Source organism: Pseudomonas sp. A25(2017) (genome assembly GCF_002001065.1).
Taxonomy (GTDB): Bacteria; Pseudomonadota; Gammaproteobacteria; order Pseudomonadales; family Pseudomonadaceae; genus Aquipseudomonas; species Aquipseudomonas kilonensis.
Genome location: NZ_MUOA01000046.1, coordinates 216,719 through 231,369, shown reverse-complemented (window position 1 = coordinate 231,369; position 14,651 = coordinate 216,719). Strand labels below are relative to the sequence as shown.

Here is a 14,651-nt window from a genome sequence, read left to right as displayed (position 1 = left end):
GTCTTTCTAACTTCTTATCGTGGCCATTGGGGCATGTCATGTTCAGATTACACACGTTGCTTGAGCGTCTCCCGCTTCGCCACAAACTGATCCTCGGCTTTTCCACGCTACTGCTATTGGTGCTGGTACTTGGCGTGCAGAGCCTGCGTACTCAAGAGTCGCTGAAGCGAGACATGCAGAATCTCTATACTCAGGAACTGGTGGGCATGGAACACCTGCACGAGGCACGGGTGCAGTTGCCGCATCTGGTGCAGGCGCTGCAACGTGCCGTGGGTACGGACAGCGCGGACGTGCGCATCGAGTCGCTGCAACAATTGCGTGACACCCAGACCCGGCTGCACCGGTCGCTGGCCGAGGCCAAATCAACCCTCAGGCGCCAAGAGAATCTGGCGCGCCTCGCCGAATTCGATCTGCTGCTGCAACAACTGATGAGCGATGGCGAGCGGGCCTTTGCGTTGATCGATCTGGGCCGCCAGGGCCAGGCAATGTTATTGCTCAACAGCAGTGAGTTCCAACGCCTCGATCGGCAGGCCGATGCCCTGTTGCACGCAATCGCTGAGGTCAAGGAGGCCTCGATCCGCGACACCTCCAAGGACATCGCCGACTTTGCCGAGCGCAGTACAACGCTGACCTACATGTTGCTGCTCGGCGGCTTGGCGCTGGCGCTACTGCTTTGCTGGCTGGTCAGCCAGTCGATTCGCAACCCGCTCAATCGAGTGAGGGCGGCCGTGGACCAGTTGGCTGCAGGGAAGCTCGACCAACCGATTCCGCACACGGACTTGAACAACGAGACCGGCGACCTGGCGCGGGCCATCGCCAAATTGCAGATCGAGTCTCAACAATTGGAGCGCCAGCGGTCGGTCAAGGCACAAATCGCCGAGTTGCAGATCGACCTGCAGCAGACAGGGGCGCCTGGCGAACTGGCGCAGGTGTTCCTGCAACATATGGCGAACCAGCTCGGTATTTGCCAGGGGGTTCTTTACAGCGTCCACCCGGACTTCACCAGACTGGTGCTGATGGGCGGCTATGCCACTGATTCGGAGCGGCCACCGCAGGCGCAAGTCATGTTCGGCGATGGCCTGCTAGGCCAATGCGCAGTCGATCGCCAAGCCCGCCAGATGCAGGCGCTGCCGGAACAATACTGGCACCTGCACTCGCAGCTCGGCGAGATTCCAGCCACTTGTCTGTTGCTACAACCGATCCTGCGTGGCGAGCGGCTGCTGGGCGTGCTCGAACTCGCCGGATTAAAAGTCTTGGATGATGAACAGTCACTGCTGCTCCAGGAAGCCGTCCCTCGCCTGGCAGCGGCGATGGCGATCCTGGAACGTAATCAGGCCGTCCAGGCATTGCTGGAGGAGACCCGTCGTCAAGCCGATGAAATGGCCGGGCAAACGCTGCTGTTGGAGCATCAGGCTCAGGAGCTCGAAGCCCAGCAATCGGCACTGCGCGCCACCGAGGCCTGGTACCGCGGGATCATCGAGGCAGCACCGGACGGCATGCTGGTGGTGGGCGCTGACGGACGCATCCTGCGGACCAACCAGCAATTGGATCGGTTGTTCGGCTACAGCGCCGGCGAGTTGGTGGGCGAGGCTATCGAGCGTCTGGTGCCGGTCGCGAGTCGCGGTCGCCACGTTGAGCTGCGCAATGGCTTCATGGCCCATGGTGATACTCGGCAGATGGGCGCCGGCCTGGACGACCTGCAGGGTGTGCGCAAGGACGGCAGTCTGTTTTCGGTGGAGATCGGCCTGTCGCGCCTGCCGAGCCTGGAAGGCCGGGGGGTATGCGTGTGCGCCTCGGTGCGCGACGTCAGCGAGCGTCGCCAGTTGCAGGCAGCGCTCAAGGTCAGCGAAGCACAATTGCGCGCGGTACTCGACAGCAGCCCGGTAGCCATGCTGATCAGGGACATTGAAGGCCGTCCGACCTACTGCAATCCGCAGTTTGAACACCTGTTCGGCGTCGATATCGTTCAACTCGAAGGGATCGATCCGAGGCGCTTCTGGGTCGATCATCAGGCACACCAGCGCTTCGTCGAGGCGGCGGAGCAGGGTGCGGTGATTAACTTCGAGGCTACTTTCCAGCGTAGCGAGGGGGAGCGCTTCGATGTGCTGGTTTCGGCGGTGACGCTGGAGCAGCGCGAGCGAGTGATTCGCGCCAACTGGTACTTCGACATTACCGATCGCAAGGCTGCCGAGGCTGAGGTGCACCTGGCGAGAGAGATCGCCGAGGAAGCGACGCGGGCCAAGAGCGACTTCCTGGCCACCATGAGCCACGAGATCCGCACCCCGATGAACGCCATCATTGGCATGAGCCACCTGGCCCTGCGCACCGAGCTGGACCATCGGCAGCGCAACTACATCGAGAAGGTACACCGCTCGGCGGAAAATCTGCTGGGGATCATCAACGACATCCTGGATTTCTCCAAGATCGAGGCCGGCAGGATGCACCTCGAGTACATTCCTTTCCACTTGGAAGACGTGCTCGACGGCTTCGTCAGCATGATTGGCCTGAAGGTCGAGGACAAAGGCCTGGAGCTGCTGTTCAGCACCCCGGCGGGGCTGCCGACGGCGTTGATCGGCGATCCGTTGCGCCTGGGCCAGGTGTTGATCAACCTGGGCAACAATGCGGCAAAGTTCACGGAGCAGGGCGAGGTCGTGGTTGGCGTGGAGCGACTGGGTACCGGCGAGGAGCAGGCACAGTTGCATTTCTGGGTGCGCGACAGCGGTATTGGCATGAGCCCCGAGCAGTGCAGTCGGCTGTTCCAACCCTTTAGCCAGGCCGATAGTTCCACCACTCGCAAGTACGGTGGCACCGGTCTGGGCCTGGCCATCTCCAAGCACTTGGTGGAGCTGATGGGCGGACGTATCTGGGTGGAGAGCGAACTCGGTCAAGGCTCTATCTTCCATTTCGAGGTGAGCCTCGGCGTGCAGCGCGACGCTCAGCCGCGGCGCATGTTCACTGCCGATGAGCTACTCGGCGTTCGCGTGTTGGTGGTCGACGACAACGCCAGCGCGCGCGAGATTCTCTCCAGCATGGCGCGCAGTTTTGGCGTTGAGGTGGACGTGGCGCAGAGTGGACGCGTGGCGTTGGGGATGCTGGTGGAGGCGGAACGCAAGACACTGCCCTATGACCTGGTGTTGATGGACTGGCGCATGCCCGGCATGGACGGCGTGGAGACGGTGCGTCAGATGCACGCTGCCAATCTGGCGCAAACACCGTCTGTCATCATGGTCACCGCATTCGGGCGCGAAGAGGCACGTGAGGAGGCTAGCCGGCACGGTATCCAGTTACCGGTGGTGCTGACCAAACCGGTGACGCCGTCCACACTGCTTGAGGCGATCGGTACGGTGCTCGGCAAGCCCCCCCAGGCCGATACCCGGGCCGGCGAACGATCTGGACAGAGCGCCAGTGCCATGGCCAGCCTGCATGGCGCCCGGCTGCTGCTTGTCGAGGATAATGAGCTGAACCGCGAGCTGGCCTGCGAGCTGCTGGAGAGCGCTGGCATCGAGCTGTGCGTGGCCATCCATGGTGAAGACGCACTCGACCTGTTGGCGCGCGATGATGATTTCGACGGCGTACTGATGGACTGTCAGATGCCGGTCATGGATGGTTATACCGCAACCCGCAGGATTCGCGAGCAGTCGCGTTGGGCTGGGCTGCCAGTGATCGCCATGACCGCCGACGCCATGGCGGGCGACCGCGAGCGGGCCTTGGCCTGCGGCATGAACGACCATATCTCCAAACCGCTGAACGTCGAGGGCATGTTCGTCACCCTGGCCAAGTGGATTCACCCCAGGCCTGGTCGTACTGCCCATGTGACCGAAGTCTCACCGCTCTCCAAAGTGGTCCCCATGGGGCTGCCCGTCGAACTTGCCGGTATTGATCTGGCGGCTGGCCTGGCCACCTGTATGGGCAAGGTCGAACTCTACCTGCGCCTGCTGCGCAAGTTCGGCTCCAGCCAAGGTGCTTTCCGAACCGAGTTCTTGGCCGCACGAGGCGGCGAAGATCCTTCGGCGGCAACACGACTGGCCCATACCCTGCGTGGCACTGCGGGTAACATCGGTGCCAGGGCCGTTGCGGATGCTGCCATCGCCCTGGAGCAGGCTTGCCTGGCCGGCGCCCAGGAGCAGGTCGTGGCTGCCGGGTTGTTGGCGGTGGAGCATTGCCTGAATCAGGTATTGGAAGGGCTGGCGGGGCTAGCGGACCCGCAGCCATTCAGCGAGTCGCTGCCCGTGTCGCATTCAGACGCAGAGTTGCAGGCGCAGTTGGCCCAAGTCAGGGACTTGTTGGCCGAGAGTGACACGCAAGCGTTGACTGTCCTGCACCCTTTACCGGGACTGGCGTCAGATCCCAGGGTGGCCGAGCAGTTGCGTCGGGTCGTCCAGCATGCCGAGCGCTTCGATTTCGACCAGGCGCTGGAACTGCTGGAAAACCTGACCGGATTGAGTCAAAAGGCCGCGAGGTGATGACGTCGGAAGCGTTCAGGCATGAGGCGATCCTGCTGTCGCTTTACGATTCGCCGGCAACAAGTCTCAACTTGTGGCAGTCAAACGGTCCAAGTATTTCGCCACTCGCCGAACGTACCTCCATCGGCATGAGGGCCTGCCCGGATGTGTTGTCCAACAGCACGGAACGCGTTTCTCCCGGCTCGAACAGGAAGCGTTCGCCCCACTGTCGCAGGCTGACCACGACCGGAAAGATTTCCCGGCCTTTGTCCGTCAGGACGTACTCCTTGTAGGCGCTTCCATCGGACGCGGGTCGAACGTCGAACACACCGACCTCGACCAACGCTTTGAGTCGCGAAGCCAGAATGTTCTTGGCCACGCCCAGGCTCTTCTGAAATTCGCTGAAGCGGCGAATGTCGTCGAATGCGTCGCGGATGATCATGAGCGACCAGCGATCGCCAATCACGTCCAGTGTCCTGGCTACCGGGCATTCGCTGTTTTGCGGTGAAGCGTTTTCCATTTTATTGACCTTCTGAAAAAGGATCGCAAGTCCGGTCGATGTCTGTGGTTGCAAATTGAAACCTGATCGGGTGACAATCCAGTCAGGTTTTTAATTGAAACCAGTTTAGCGCCAAGGAGGCGTGCATGACAGCAGATGCCGACTGTTTCACCCAGCAGCCTTCGGGAAATCACCCTGGTGGGGGCACGTGCTCCCGCGTAGGAGCTGTCGAGCGAAGCGAGGCTGCGATCTTTCCCCAGGCACATGAATCCCAAGGGAAAGATCAAAAGATCGCAGCCTTCGGCAGCTCCTGCAGGGGGGCAACGGGTTCTTTGAATGAACAGCATTACCCAGGGCTTTCGCCGGCGCTCACACTACTGTTTTCCGTGACCTGTGCATTGGCCGTCGCCAATGTCTACTTTGCCCAGCCCTTGCTCGCCTCAATGGCCGAAAGCCTGGGCGTTGCTTCAGGATTGATCGGGGTGGTGGTCACGGCCACTCAGGTGGGGTACGCGCTGGGGTTGCTGTTCATCGTCCCGTTGGGGGACAAGGTCAACCGTAAACGGCTGGTTTTCGCGCAATTGGTGTTGTCCGCGCTTGTGCTGGCGGCCGTCGGCGCAGCCCGGCACTGGTTGGCTTTGTTGGGTGCGATGATCGTGATGGGCTTGCTGGCGGTGGTTGTCCAGGTGCTGGTGGCCTATGCCGCCGTGCTGTCCTCGCCCTCCCAGCGTGGACAGGCCGTGGGAACCGTCACCAGTGGCGTTGTCCTGGGTATTCTCCTGGCCCGGTTTACCTCTGGAGTGATTGCCGATCTGGCGGGCTGGCGCGGGGTTTATTTCGTTTCCGCGGGATTGATGCTGACCATCGCGGCGGTGTTCTGGGCAGTGGTGCCTGCTGCCGTGTCGCCACCTGACCGGCAGCCTTACCGGGCGCTCATCCGGTCGCTGTTCAAACTGTTCATGAGCGAGCCAGTGCTACGGATCAGGGGGCTGCTGGCCTTGCTGATCTTTGCCGCGTTTTCGGTGTTATGGACCGCCATGGTGCTGCCGTTGAGCGCCGCGCCGCTGTCGCTTTCACACACGGCCATCGGCCTGTTTGGCCTGGCCGGCGTCGCCGGGGCCCTGGCAGCCAGAAGGGCCGGTCGTTGGGCCGATCAAGGTTTTGGGCAGCGTGTCACGGGCTGGTCGCTGGGGCTCCTGACGCTCTCCTGGCTGCCCATCACGTTTGCCGAGACCTCCCTGATCGCACTGGTGTGCGGCGTGGTGTTGCTCGACTTCGCGGTGCAAGCCGTGCATGTCACCAGCCAGAGCTTGATCTTCGCGGCACGGCCCGACGCGCAAAGTCGCATGGTCGGCGCTTATATGTGCTTCTACTCGGTGGGCAGCGCACTGGGCGCGGTGGCCGCGACCCAGGTCTATGCGCTGTGGGGATGGATGGCGGTCAGCTTGCTAGGCGCCTTGATCAGCTTCGCCGCGTTGGCGGTGTGGAGGCTCTCGCTTCATTGCGGCCACTGCTCAAGCAGGATCGAGACAAACTTCTCCGCAGCCGGGGAGAGCGATGCGCCCCGGCGGTAGACCAGGCCCAGCGAGCGGTTTACCACAGGCTCGATCAGCGGCACGCTGACCAGCGTTGGATGATCCCCGGCCGGCATCGCCAGGCTGGGCATCGCCGACACACCGAGGCCGGCCTCGACCAATCCCAGCGACGTCGACAAGTGCTGCACTTCGTAAAACCATTGCGGGCGCCAGCTCAGGCCCGACAGCGCGTGATCCAGCAGCATGCGGTTGCCGCTCAGGCGACCGACGCCGATCAGCCGATAATCACTGAGTTCCGACCAGGTAACCGCACTGCGTTCAGCCAGTTCATGATCGCGCCGGCAGGCCAGCACAAAGGGTTCGTTGACCAGGGGTACGAACTCGATGTCCGGGTGCTGGCCGCTCATCATGTTGATGCCGAAGTCGGCTTCGCCGCGCAGTACCGCTTCGAGCCCTTCGTTGGCGCTGAGGTCGAGCAGGCGGATGCGGATTTTCGGGTAGCGCTCGTTATAGAGGCGAATCACCGAAGGCAGGAAATAGAACGCTGCCGTGGGAATGCACGCCAAGGTCACCCGGCCGATCTGTCGCTCCGCGAGCTCGCGGATGTTGAGAATCGAGTCGTCGAAATCATCCAGCAGGCGCCGCGCCTTGGGCAGGAAGTCACGGCCGACACTCGTCAGGCTGACCTTTCGGGTGGTGCGATCGAGCAAAGCGGTTCCCAAGCCTTCCTCGAGTTTTTTCATCCGTCGACTCAAGGCCGGTTGCGACAGATGCAGCGCGTCGGCGGCTTCATGGAAGCTGCCGAGTTCGGCGATTTTCACGAAAGATCGTATGTCCTGGAGCTCATATTCCATGTTTTATCTCACCAAGAAGGGGCACGGCGCCGCACAATCATCGTAATTTAATTCATTTGTGAAACGCAATAATCACTCCGATCTTTGCATTGGAAACACTTTTTAAACCCTGCCACTCTTGTGCCTAGAACATCAATTATCCAGATTGATCAACAAGAGTTAATGTTCATGAAGCGAATTCCTTGTGTGCTGATGCGCGGCGGTACGTCAAAAGGCCCGGTGTTTCTCGCCTGGGATCTGCCGGTCGCCATCGCCGAACGTGACGAATTGCTGATCAACCTGATGGGTTCCGGCCACGAACTGGAAATCGACGGTATCGGCGGCGGCAGCCCACAGACCAGCAAAGTGGCAATCGTCAGTCCATCGTTGCACCCGGAAGCCGACGTCGATTATCTGTTCGTCCAAGTCATGGTTTCCCAGCGTCGGGTCGACACCGCGCCCAACTGCGGCAACATGCTCTGCGCCGTCGGCCCGTTCGCCATCGAGCAGGGGCTGGTCAAGGCTACCGGCGATCTGACCCGAGTGCGCATTCGCAACCTCAATACCGGGACTTTCGTGAATTCCGAGGTGCAAACCCCGGAAGGCAAGGTCAGCTATGAAGGCGACACCGCCATCGACGGCGTGCCCGGCACGGCCGCTCCGGTGCAACTGACCTTCCTCGATGCCGCGGGCAGCAAGACGGGAAAGCTCTTCCCGACCGGGCAACCCCTGGACATGATCGACGGCATTGCGGTGACGTGCATCGACATGGCGATGCCGATGCTGATCGTCGAGGCCAGCCAACTGGGCAAGCGCGGTGACGAAAGCCCCGCTGAATTGGACGCCGACAAGGCGTTCATGCAGCGCCTGGAGTCCTTGCGGCTCAAAGCCGGCCTGGCGATGGGCCTGGGTGACGTCAGCGACATGGTGATCCCCAAGCCGGTCCTGGTGTCGCCGGCCAAGTCTGGCGGGACCCTCCAGGTGCGCTACTTCATGCCGCACAACTGTCACCGCGCCTTGGCAATCACCGGCTCTATCGGCCTGGCGACGGCTTGCGTGACCAACGGCAGTGTCGCGGCCAACCTGATCGGTGGCGGCAGCGAGCCACGTTTGCAGCAGGTTCGCATCGAGCACCCCAGCGGCGGTATCGATGTGGTGTTGTCCTACACCGGCGAAAAGGGTGAGACCATTCGAGCCTCGGTGGTACGCACCGCCCGCCGACTTTTCTCTGGTTTCGTCTACGCCACGGTTTCCCGGCGCCTGGCCGGATAGCCAGGCAGACCTCGTCATTGCATCAGCGACTCAATAACAACAAGAGATCTGACATATGCTCGCTTTACTTGGCTTGGCCATGGTGGTGGTCTTCACCTTCCTGATAATGACCAAACGGCTGTCGCCGATCGTCGCCCTGACGGTGGTGCCCATCGTCTTTGCCGTGCTCGGCGGCTTTGGCGGGACCACCGGCAAGATGATGCTGGATGGCCTGAAGATGGTCGCGCCGTCAGCGGCACTGCTGTTGTTCGCGATCCTGTTTTTCGGCCTGATGATCGACGCCGGTCTGTTCGACCCGCTGATCCGCAAGATCCTCAAGCGGGTCAATGGCGACCCGATGAAGATCGCCGTGGGCACGGCGCTGCTGTCGCTGTTGGTGGCGCTGGACGGTGACGGCACGACGACGTACATGATCACCTGTGCCGCGATGCTTCCGCTGTATAAGCGCATCGGCATGAACCCGATGATCCTGGCGACCGTTTCCATGCTCTCCTTGAGCATCATGAGTGGCATGACCCCTTGGGGCGGCCCGGCGACCCGGGCGATCGCAGCGCTGGGCCTGGATGCCGGTGAGTACTTCGTGCCGTTGCTGCCGACCATGATCGGTGGGGCCGCATGGGTGGTGTTCACGGCGTTCCTGTTGGGCCGTGCCGAGCGCAAGCGCATCGGCAACGTCCAACTGCAAAGCGGCGGCGGCAACTGCTATATCAACGCGATCATGGAGGACACGCCACACAAGCGTCCGAAACTGGCCTACGTCAACCTGCTGTTGGTGGTCGCGGTGATGGTCGCGCTGGTGATGGGGCTCATGCATTCGGCGATCCTGTTCCTGATCGGTTTCGTCCTGGCGCTGATGATCAACTATCCGCAGCTGGATATTCAGAAGGAGCGCATTCTCGCCCACTCGGGCAACGCCATGACCGTGGTCCTGCTGGTGTTTGCCGCGGGCATCTTCGCCGGGATTTTCTCCGGGACGAAAATGGTCGATGCGTTGGCACAAACCCTGGTCGACTGGATTCCGCCTTCCTGGGGCCATCTGTTCCCGCTGGTGGTGGCGATTACCAGCATGCCGTTGACCTTCGTATTGTCCAACGATGCCTACTACTTCGGTGTCGTGCCGATCCTTGCCAACGCCGCGGCGGCCTATGGCATTGATCCGGTCGAAATTGCCCGGGCGTCCATTCTCGGCCAGCCGGTGCACCTGATGAGCCCGCTGGTGGCCTCGACCTTGTTGCTGGTGGGCATGGTCGACCGCGACCTGGGCGACTTCCAGAAAGCCACCGTCAAATGGGCGGTGCTCACGTCCCTGGTGATTACCGCGCTGGCCCTGCTGACCGGGGCGCTGACGCTGTTTTCCTGATTCACCCGACACACTTTAGCTTCCCTGCCAGACATGCCCTCGCAAGCGGGTGTGCGCTGGCTTGCACGCCCAATAACAACAACGAGTAGCTCGACATGACCACTTTGCTTACCCGCGGGGCTTTGTTTCCAATCCTTGGGCTGCTGCCCCTGGCCTCGGCCAGCGCCGAAGGTTTCATCGACGACAGCAAGCTCAAGCTGCAATTGCGCAACGTTTACTTCAACGAAAATTTTCGCGATGAGCACGGTATGAGCGCACGGGCGGCGAGGACCGCCAAGAGTGAGCGCACCGAATGGGCCCAAGGCTTCCTGCTGGATTACCAATCGGGCTTTACGCCGGGCACCATTGGCTTTGGGGTCGATGCCCTGGGCCTGCTCGGGGTCAAGCTCGATTCCGGGCGTGGTCGCAGCGGCACCGGCCTGCTGCCGGTGCATGACGACGGTCGCGCCGCCGACGAGTTCGCCAGCGCGGGCATGACCGCCAAGGCCAAAGTGGCCAAGACCACGCTCAAGTACGGCACCTTGCTGCCCAAGACCCCGGTGCTGGTCTACAACGATGCGCGGCTGTTGCCCCAGACTTACCAGGGCACCCAGATCAGCAGCACTGACATCGACAACCTCACCGTCACCGGCGGACATCTGGAGCGTTTCAAGCTGCGCGATTCGAGCGACAGCATGCCCATCGTGCCCGATGGCTACGGCGGCGATAAGTCCGGTGACTTCAGCTATGCCGGTGCCGACTACAAGTTGGGTAAAAACATCCGTCTGAGCTACTTCTATGGTGAGCTGGAGAATTTCTATCGACAGAATTTTGCCGGCATCCAGCATGATCTGCCCTTGGGCGCTGGGGTATTGACCAGCGACCTGCGCTACTTCAACAGCGTCGATTCGGGTTCGGCCTATGGCGGCAAGATCGACAACGACATGCTCAGCGGATCACTGTCCTACGCCGTGGTCGGCCACACACTGAGCGCCGGCTACCAAACCCTCAGTGGCGAGGCGGGCCTGCCTTATGTCAGCGGCGCCACGGTGTACTCCTTCAGCAACGTCGGGATCGGCAAGTTCATCGAGGAAGACGAGAAGACCTGGATGCTCGGGTACGGCTACGACTTCGCTCGCCTCGGTGTGCCCGGCCTGACATTTTCCACCCGCTACCTGAGCGGCAACGACGGCAAGTCCGACACCACGGTCAAAGAGTGGGAGCGAGACGCAGAGATCGCTTATGTGGTGCAGCAGGGCACGTTCAAGGGGCTAGGGGTGAAGCTGCGTAACTATGTCTATCGCTCGGACTTTTCCCGTGGCCGTGACAGCAACCGGGTCTACTTTACCTACGATGTCGCCCTTTGGTAGGGCATGCGGTTCACCTAAGAAACAACGATGGACCTGTGGCCAGAGATTGCTCCCGCTCGGCTCTGTAGGAGTTGGCGAAGCCTGCGATCTTTTGATCTTTCGCTTGAGATTCAAGTGCTTCTGGAAAGATCGCAGCCTCGCTTCGCTCGACAGCTCCTACAGGCGCGACCCAGCGGGAGCAATCTCTGGCGACGGTCTTCTCAGTGGCTCGGTTCGATGCTTTGCGACATCATGGCGTCAATTTTCTTTGGGGCAATGCCCGTCGAGGCCGCTATGGATCGCAACCGAGACCGACGTAACAACCTTTCCCTGGATGGCCTGAATTTTTTCCTCGCGGATGTACGCGATGGGCTGGGTCCTTACCTGGCGATCTACCTGCTGGCGGTGCATCGCTGGGACCCGGCCAGCATTGGCGTGGTGATGACAGTGGCGGCGATGGTCGGGCTCGTTGCCCAGGCGCCCGCCGGAGCGCTGATCGACCGGGTGCGCAGCAAACGTGCCGTGGTGGCTGTGGCCGCCTTGATGTTGACGCTGGGTTGCCTGGTGCTACCGTTCACGTCTTCCTTCGGCCTGGTGGCGCTGACCCAGGCGCTCGGCGCCGTGGCGGCGTCGGTCTTCGCGCCGGCGATCGCGGCGATTTCCCTAGGCATTACTGGCGCCAAGGCCTTTACGCGGCGCACTGGGCGCAACGAGACATTCAACCACGCGGGCAATGCCTGCGCAGCGCTGCTGGCGGGTGGGTTCGCCTGGCTGTTCGGTCCCATTGCGGTGTTCTACCTGATGGCCGCGATGGCATTGGCCAGCATCGTGGCGGTCAGTTGCGTGTCCGCCGAGGCCATCGACCATGACGTGGCCCGGGGCCTGGAGGCCGGCCAGTCGGTGCAGGGCCCGACGCCCTCGGCGCTGCGCGTGTTGCTGGATAACCGCACGCTGCTGCTGTTCGCCATCTGCTGCGGGCTGTTTCACCTGGCGAACGCGGCGATGCTCCCGCTGGTCAGCCAGAAACTCGCCCAGGCCAATGCACACCTGGCCACGCCGCTGACGTCGGCCTGTATCGTCGCGGCGCAATTGGTCATGGTGCCCATGGCGTGGCTGGTCGGCGTCAAGGCCGATGCCTGGGGACGCAAGCCGTTGTTGCTGGCCGGCTTCCTGATCCTGCCCATTCGAGGTGTGTTGTACGTGCTCTCGGACGACCCCTATTGGTTGGTAGCGGTGCAGTTGCTCGATGGGATCGGTGCCGGGCTGTTTGGCGCGCTGTTCCCCTTGGTGGTCAAGGACCTGACCCAGGGCACCGGGCGTTTCAACGTCAGCCTCGGGGTGCTGTCGACGGTGTTCGGGTTCGGCGCGGCGTTGAGTAACAGCTTGGCCGGCTTTGTGGTGCAAGGGGCTGGCTACAGCGCGGCGTTCCTGACCCTGGCAGCGATTGCTGCGTTGGCATTTGGTCTGTTGCTGGCGATGCCCGAGACTTTCATGCCCAGCCGCGCCCCACAGCCCGGCACGCTTACGGTCGCTGACGGCGGGGTCGCCTGAGCCTGCGTATCACCTATGTGTGAGCGAGCTTGCTCGCGATGGCGACCGGCAATCAGAGCCTGGGTACCGGCCGTTCCACGACACTCCAATAGGACGAGGTGTCGATGAGGCTCAAAACGCGCCCTTGGTCCATGTCCTGGTTCAGCACGCCTCGTATCAAATCACCGGCCAACCAGCTCGCCGTATTAGCTGCCAATACTCGACCTTCGGCATTGAGCAACAGCGCTTCATTGCTGACTCTCATCAGGCTGCGCACGAGCAAGGGTTCCAACGAGTGCAGGGAGATGTCGGCGGCGGCAACGCCAATGAAGCGATCATCGAAAAAAATCGGCACGGAGAAGGCAACGATGTACTGCTCGGTGCCATACAAGTCGACAAAAGGCCCGTCTATGGAGGGCTGGCGAGTCTGCTGCGGACGGGTGTACCAAGGCATGTGCAGGTAATCGTAGAAACGATCGCTGCGGCTATCGAGATTCAGCTGCAAAGGCTGGACTTGTTCGTTCTGGGTCCGGCACCACCACTGCAGGTGCATCTCGCAATCTTCCAGCTCACCAGGGGCGAAAACCACGCCAGCGCCATGAAACTTGAGACTCTCGGAGTCAAGGATCTGCCGGACGCCAGCCAACAATGGCTTGAGGTCGCGTTGATTGGGGCGCCTGGTCTTGCACCGTTGCCGTTCCCAAATGCTCGATACCTGGGCGCCCAGGTCGTTGAGACCCTTGAAGACGTTACCAATGGAAGCGTTGATCAACGTTGCGCATTGGGATAACCCATTTGCTGACATTTCGTTATCCATGGCTCTAACTCATGCCTCGGAAGGGACAGTGCGGTGTTTGCTGGCGACACGGACAGGCTGTCGGGCGGTGTTTGGAGTCAGTTGTCGAGCAAGATCTGTTCCAGTCATCAGGCATCTTGCGCCATCTGCTGCAAGCGTATGGCGGTCAAACGCCGGACGCCGCGAGCAACATGGGCTTCGGCCAGTGCCCCCGCCAGATTGGCATCGTTCGCAATGATGGCCTCCAGAATCGCCCGGTGTTCCCGCTCGATCACTTGGGGATCCGGTTGCTCATCAAATGGCAACCATAACAACTCCCCCAGTTCCGCCTGCAAGCGGGCCTCGCTGTGGGTCAGCCGTACCGACTGCGACGCCACGGCAATTTCGATGTGGAACCTGGCGTCGGCACGTCGGCGCTCCAGACGTTCTTGTGCCTTGGCCAGCGCATCGATGTAGCCACCCAGCCGCGCATGTTGCTCAGGGCCGGAGCGTTGGGCTGCCAAGCGGGCGGCGGCGCCTGAAATGGCTGCGTGCTCGTCGGCCAGGTCACGCAATTCAAGCGTGCTCATTTCACGCAATTGATCGAACAACGCCTGATCGGTGGTTTGTGGGGCGGCGCAGATAAAGCTGCCGCCGTTGCGTCCACGCCGGGTTTCGATGACCCCGCGCTCTCGCAAGGCAGCCAACGCATCGCGCAGGGTGACCGTGGCGACGCCGAGTTGGGTGGCCAGGGTGCTTTCGCTGGGGAGCTGTTCACCTTCGACCAGCAACCCCAGGTCAATCATTTCAACCAGGCGGCGGGTGACGGATTCCGTTTTCCCTTCCTGACTGAGGCGTATGAGACTTGATGTAGGGCTCATGGTCGTTTCATTCATTGGCGGCGTCGTCGACGCCTGGACTCAAAAAATTCTATTTCATAGTTCAAAGGCATTTTCAGGGGCCATTGGCGCGGAATTCTAGGGGCGAAAAGGCGTTAAAGTCAAAAAAACCTGGCTGAATTTGGTTTTCCTGGGGTTCTCATGGATTAAAAGATATGGTTCCATATGTTTAAGCAAG

The 14,651-nt window shown here is 61.4% G+C and carries 10 protein-coding genes; 6 read left to right on the top strand and 4 right to left on the bottom strand.

Annotation, left to right across the window (positions count from 1 at the left end; translation table 11 throughout):
* Positions 1-38: 38 nt before the first annotated feature.
* Complete coding sequence (locus B0E42_RS08015) at positions 39-4,463, top strand: response regulator (RefSeq protein ID WP_077506172.1); 4,425 nt, start codon at positions 39-41, stop codon at positions 4,461-4,463.
* Positions 4,464-4,506: 43 nt separating this feature from the next.
* On the opposite strand, the gene B0E42_RS08010 is transcribed toward B0E42_RS08015, so the two are convergent.
* On the bottom strand, positions 4,507-4,962 hold the full coding sequence (locus tag B0E42_RS08010; protein ID WP_018600437.1) for a helix-turn-helix domain-containing protein: 456 nt from the start codon (positions 4,960-4,962) through the stop codon (positions 4,507-4,509).
* Positions 4,963-5,273: 311 nt separating this feature from the next.
* On the opposite strand from B0E42_RS08010, the gene B0E42_RS08005 reads away from it, so the two are divergent.
* A complete protein-coding gene (locus B0E42_RS08005; protein ID WP_139353113.1) occupies positions 5,274-6,515 on the top strand; it encodes an MFS transporter in 1,242 nt (413 codons plus the stop codon).
* On the opposite strand, the gene B0E42_RS08000 is transcribed toward B0E42_RS08005, so the two are convergent.
* The gene (locus tag B0E42_RS08000) at positions 6,440-7,330 is read right to left on the bottom strand and encodes a LysR family transcriptional regulator (protein WP_003200706.1); all 891 of its coding nucleotides are present in this window, start codon (positions 7,328-7,330) and stop codon (positions 6,440-6,442) included. The two genes, B0E42_RS08005 and B0E42_RS08000, sit on opposite strands and share 76 nt — an antisense overlap.
* 168 nt (positions 7,331-7,498) lie before the next feature.
* Here B0E42_RS08000 and B0E42_RS07995 point away from each other — a divergent pair, with 168 nt between their 5' ends.
* From B0E42_RS07995 to B0E42_RS07980, 4 genes are all read left to right on the top strand, one after another.
* Positions 7,499-8,581 carry a 4-oxalomesaconate tautomerase gene (locus B0E42_RS07995; RefSeq protein WP_053187492.1) on the top strand — a complete coding sequence of 361 codons (1,083 nt, stop codon included), beginning with the start codon at positions 7,499-7,501 and terminating at the stop codon, positions 8,579-8,581.
* Positions 8,582-8,636: 55 nt separating this feature from the next.
* Positions 8,637-9,941 carry a CitMHS family transporter gene (locus B0E42_RS07990; protein WP_018600453.1) on the top strand — a complete coding sequence of 435 codons (1,305 nt, stop codon included), beginning with the start codon at positions 8,637-8,639 and terminating at the stop codon, positions 9,939-9,941.
* Positions 9,942-10,036: 95 nt separating this feature from the next.
* Positions 10,037-11,290, top strand: a complete 1,254-nt coding sequence (locus tag B0E42_RS07985) for an OprD family porin (protein WP_077506171.1) — start codon at positions 10,037-10,039, stop codon at positions 11,288-11,290.
* 273 nt (positions 11,291-11,563) lie between these two features.
* Positions 11,564-12,820 carry an MFS transporter gene (locus B0E42_RS07980; RefSeq protein WP_077506170.1) on the top strand — a complete coding sequence of 419 codons (1,257 nt, stop codon included), beginning with the start codon at positions 11,564-11,566 and terminating at the stop codon, positions 12,818-12,820.
* A gap of 52 nt (positions 12,821-12,872) precedes the next feature.
* Here the strand turns inward: B0E42_RS07980 and B0E42_RS07975 are convergent, their stop codons facing one another.
* Together B0E42_RS07975 and B0E42_RS07965 are read right to left on the bottom strand one after the other, a co-directional pair.
* A complete protein-coding gene (locus B0E42_RS07975) occupies positions 12,873-13,616 on the bottom strand; it encodes a cache domain-containing protein (RefSeq protein WP_013693025.1) in 744 nt (247 codons plus the stop codon).
* Positions 13,617-13,723: 107 nt separating this feature from the next.
* Positions 13,724-14,455 carry a FadR/GntR family transcriptional regulator gene (locus B0E42_RS07965; protein ID WP_053187502.1) on the bottom strand — a complete coding sequence of 244 codons (732 nt, stop codon included), beginning with the start codon at positions 14,453-14,455 and terminating at the stop codon, positions 13,724-13,726.
* Positions 14,456-14,651: the final 196 nt, after the last annotated feature.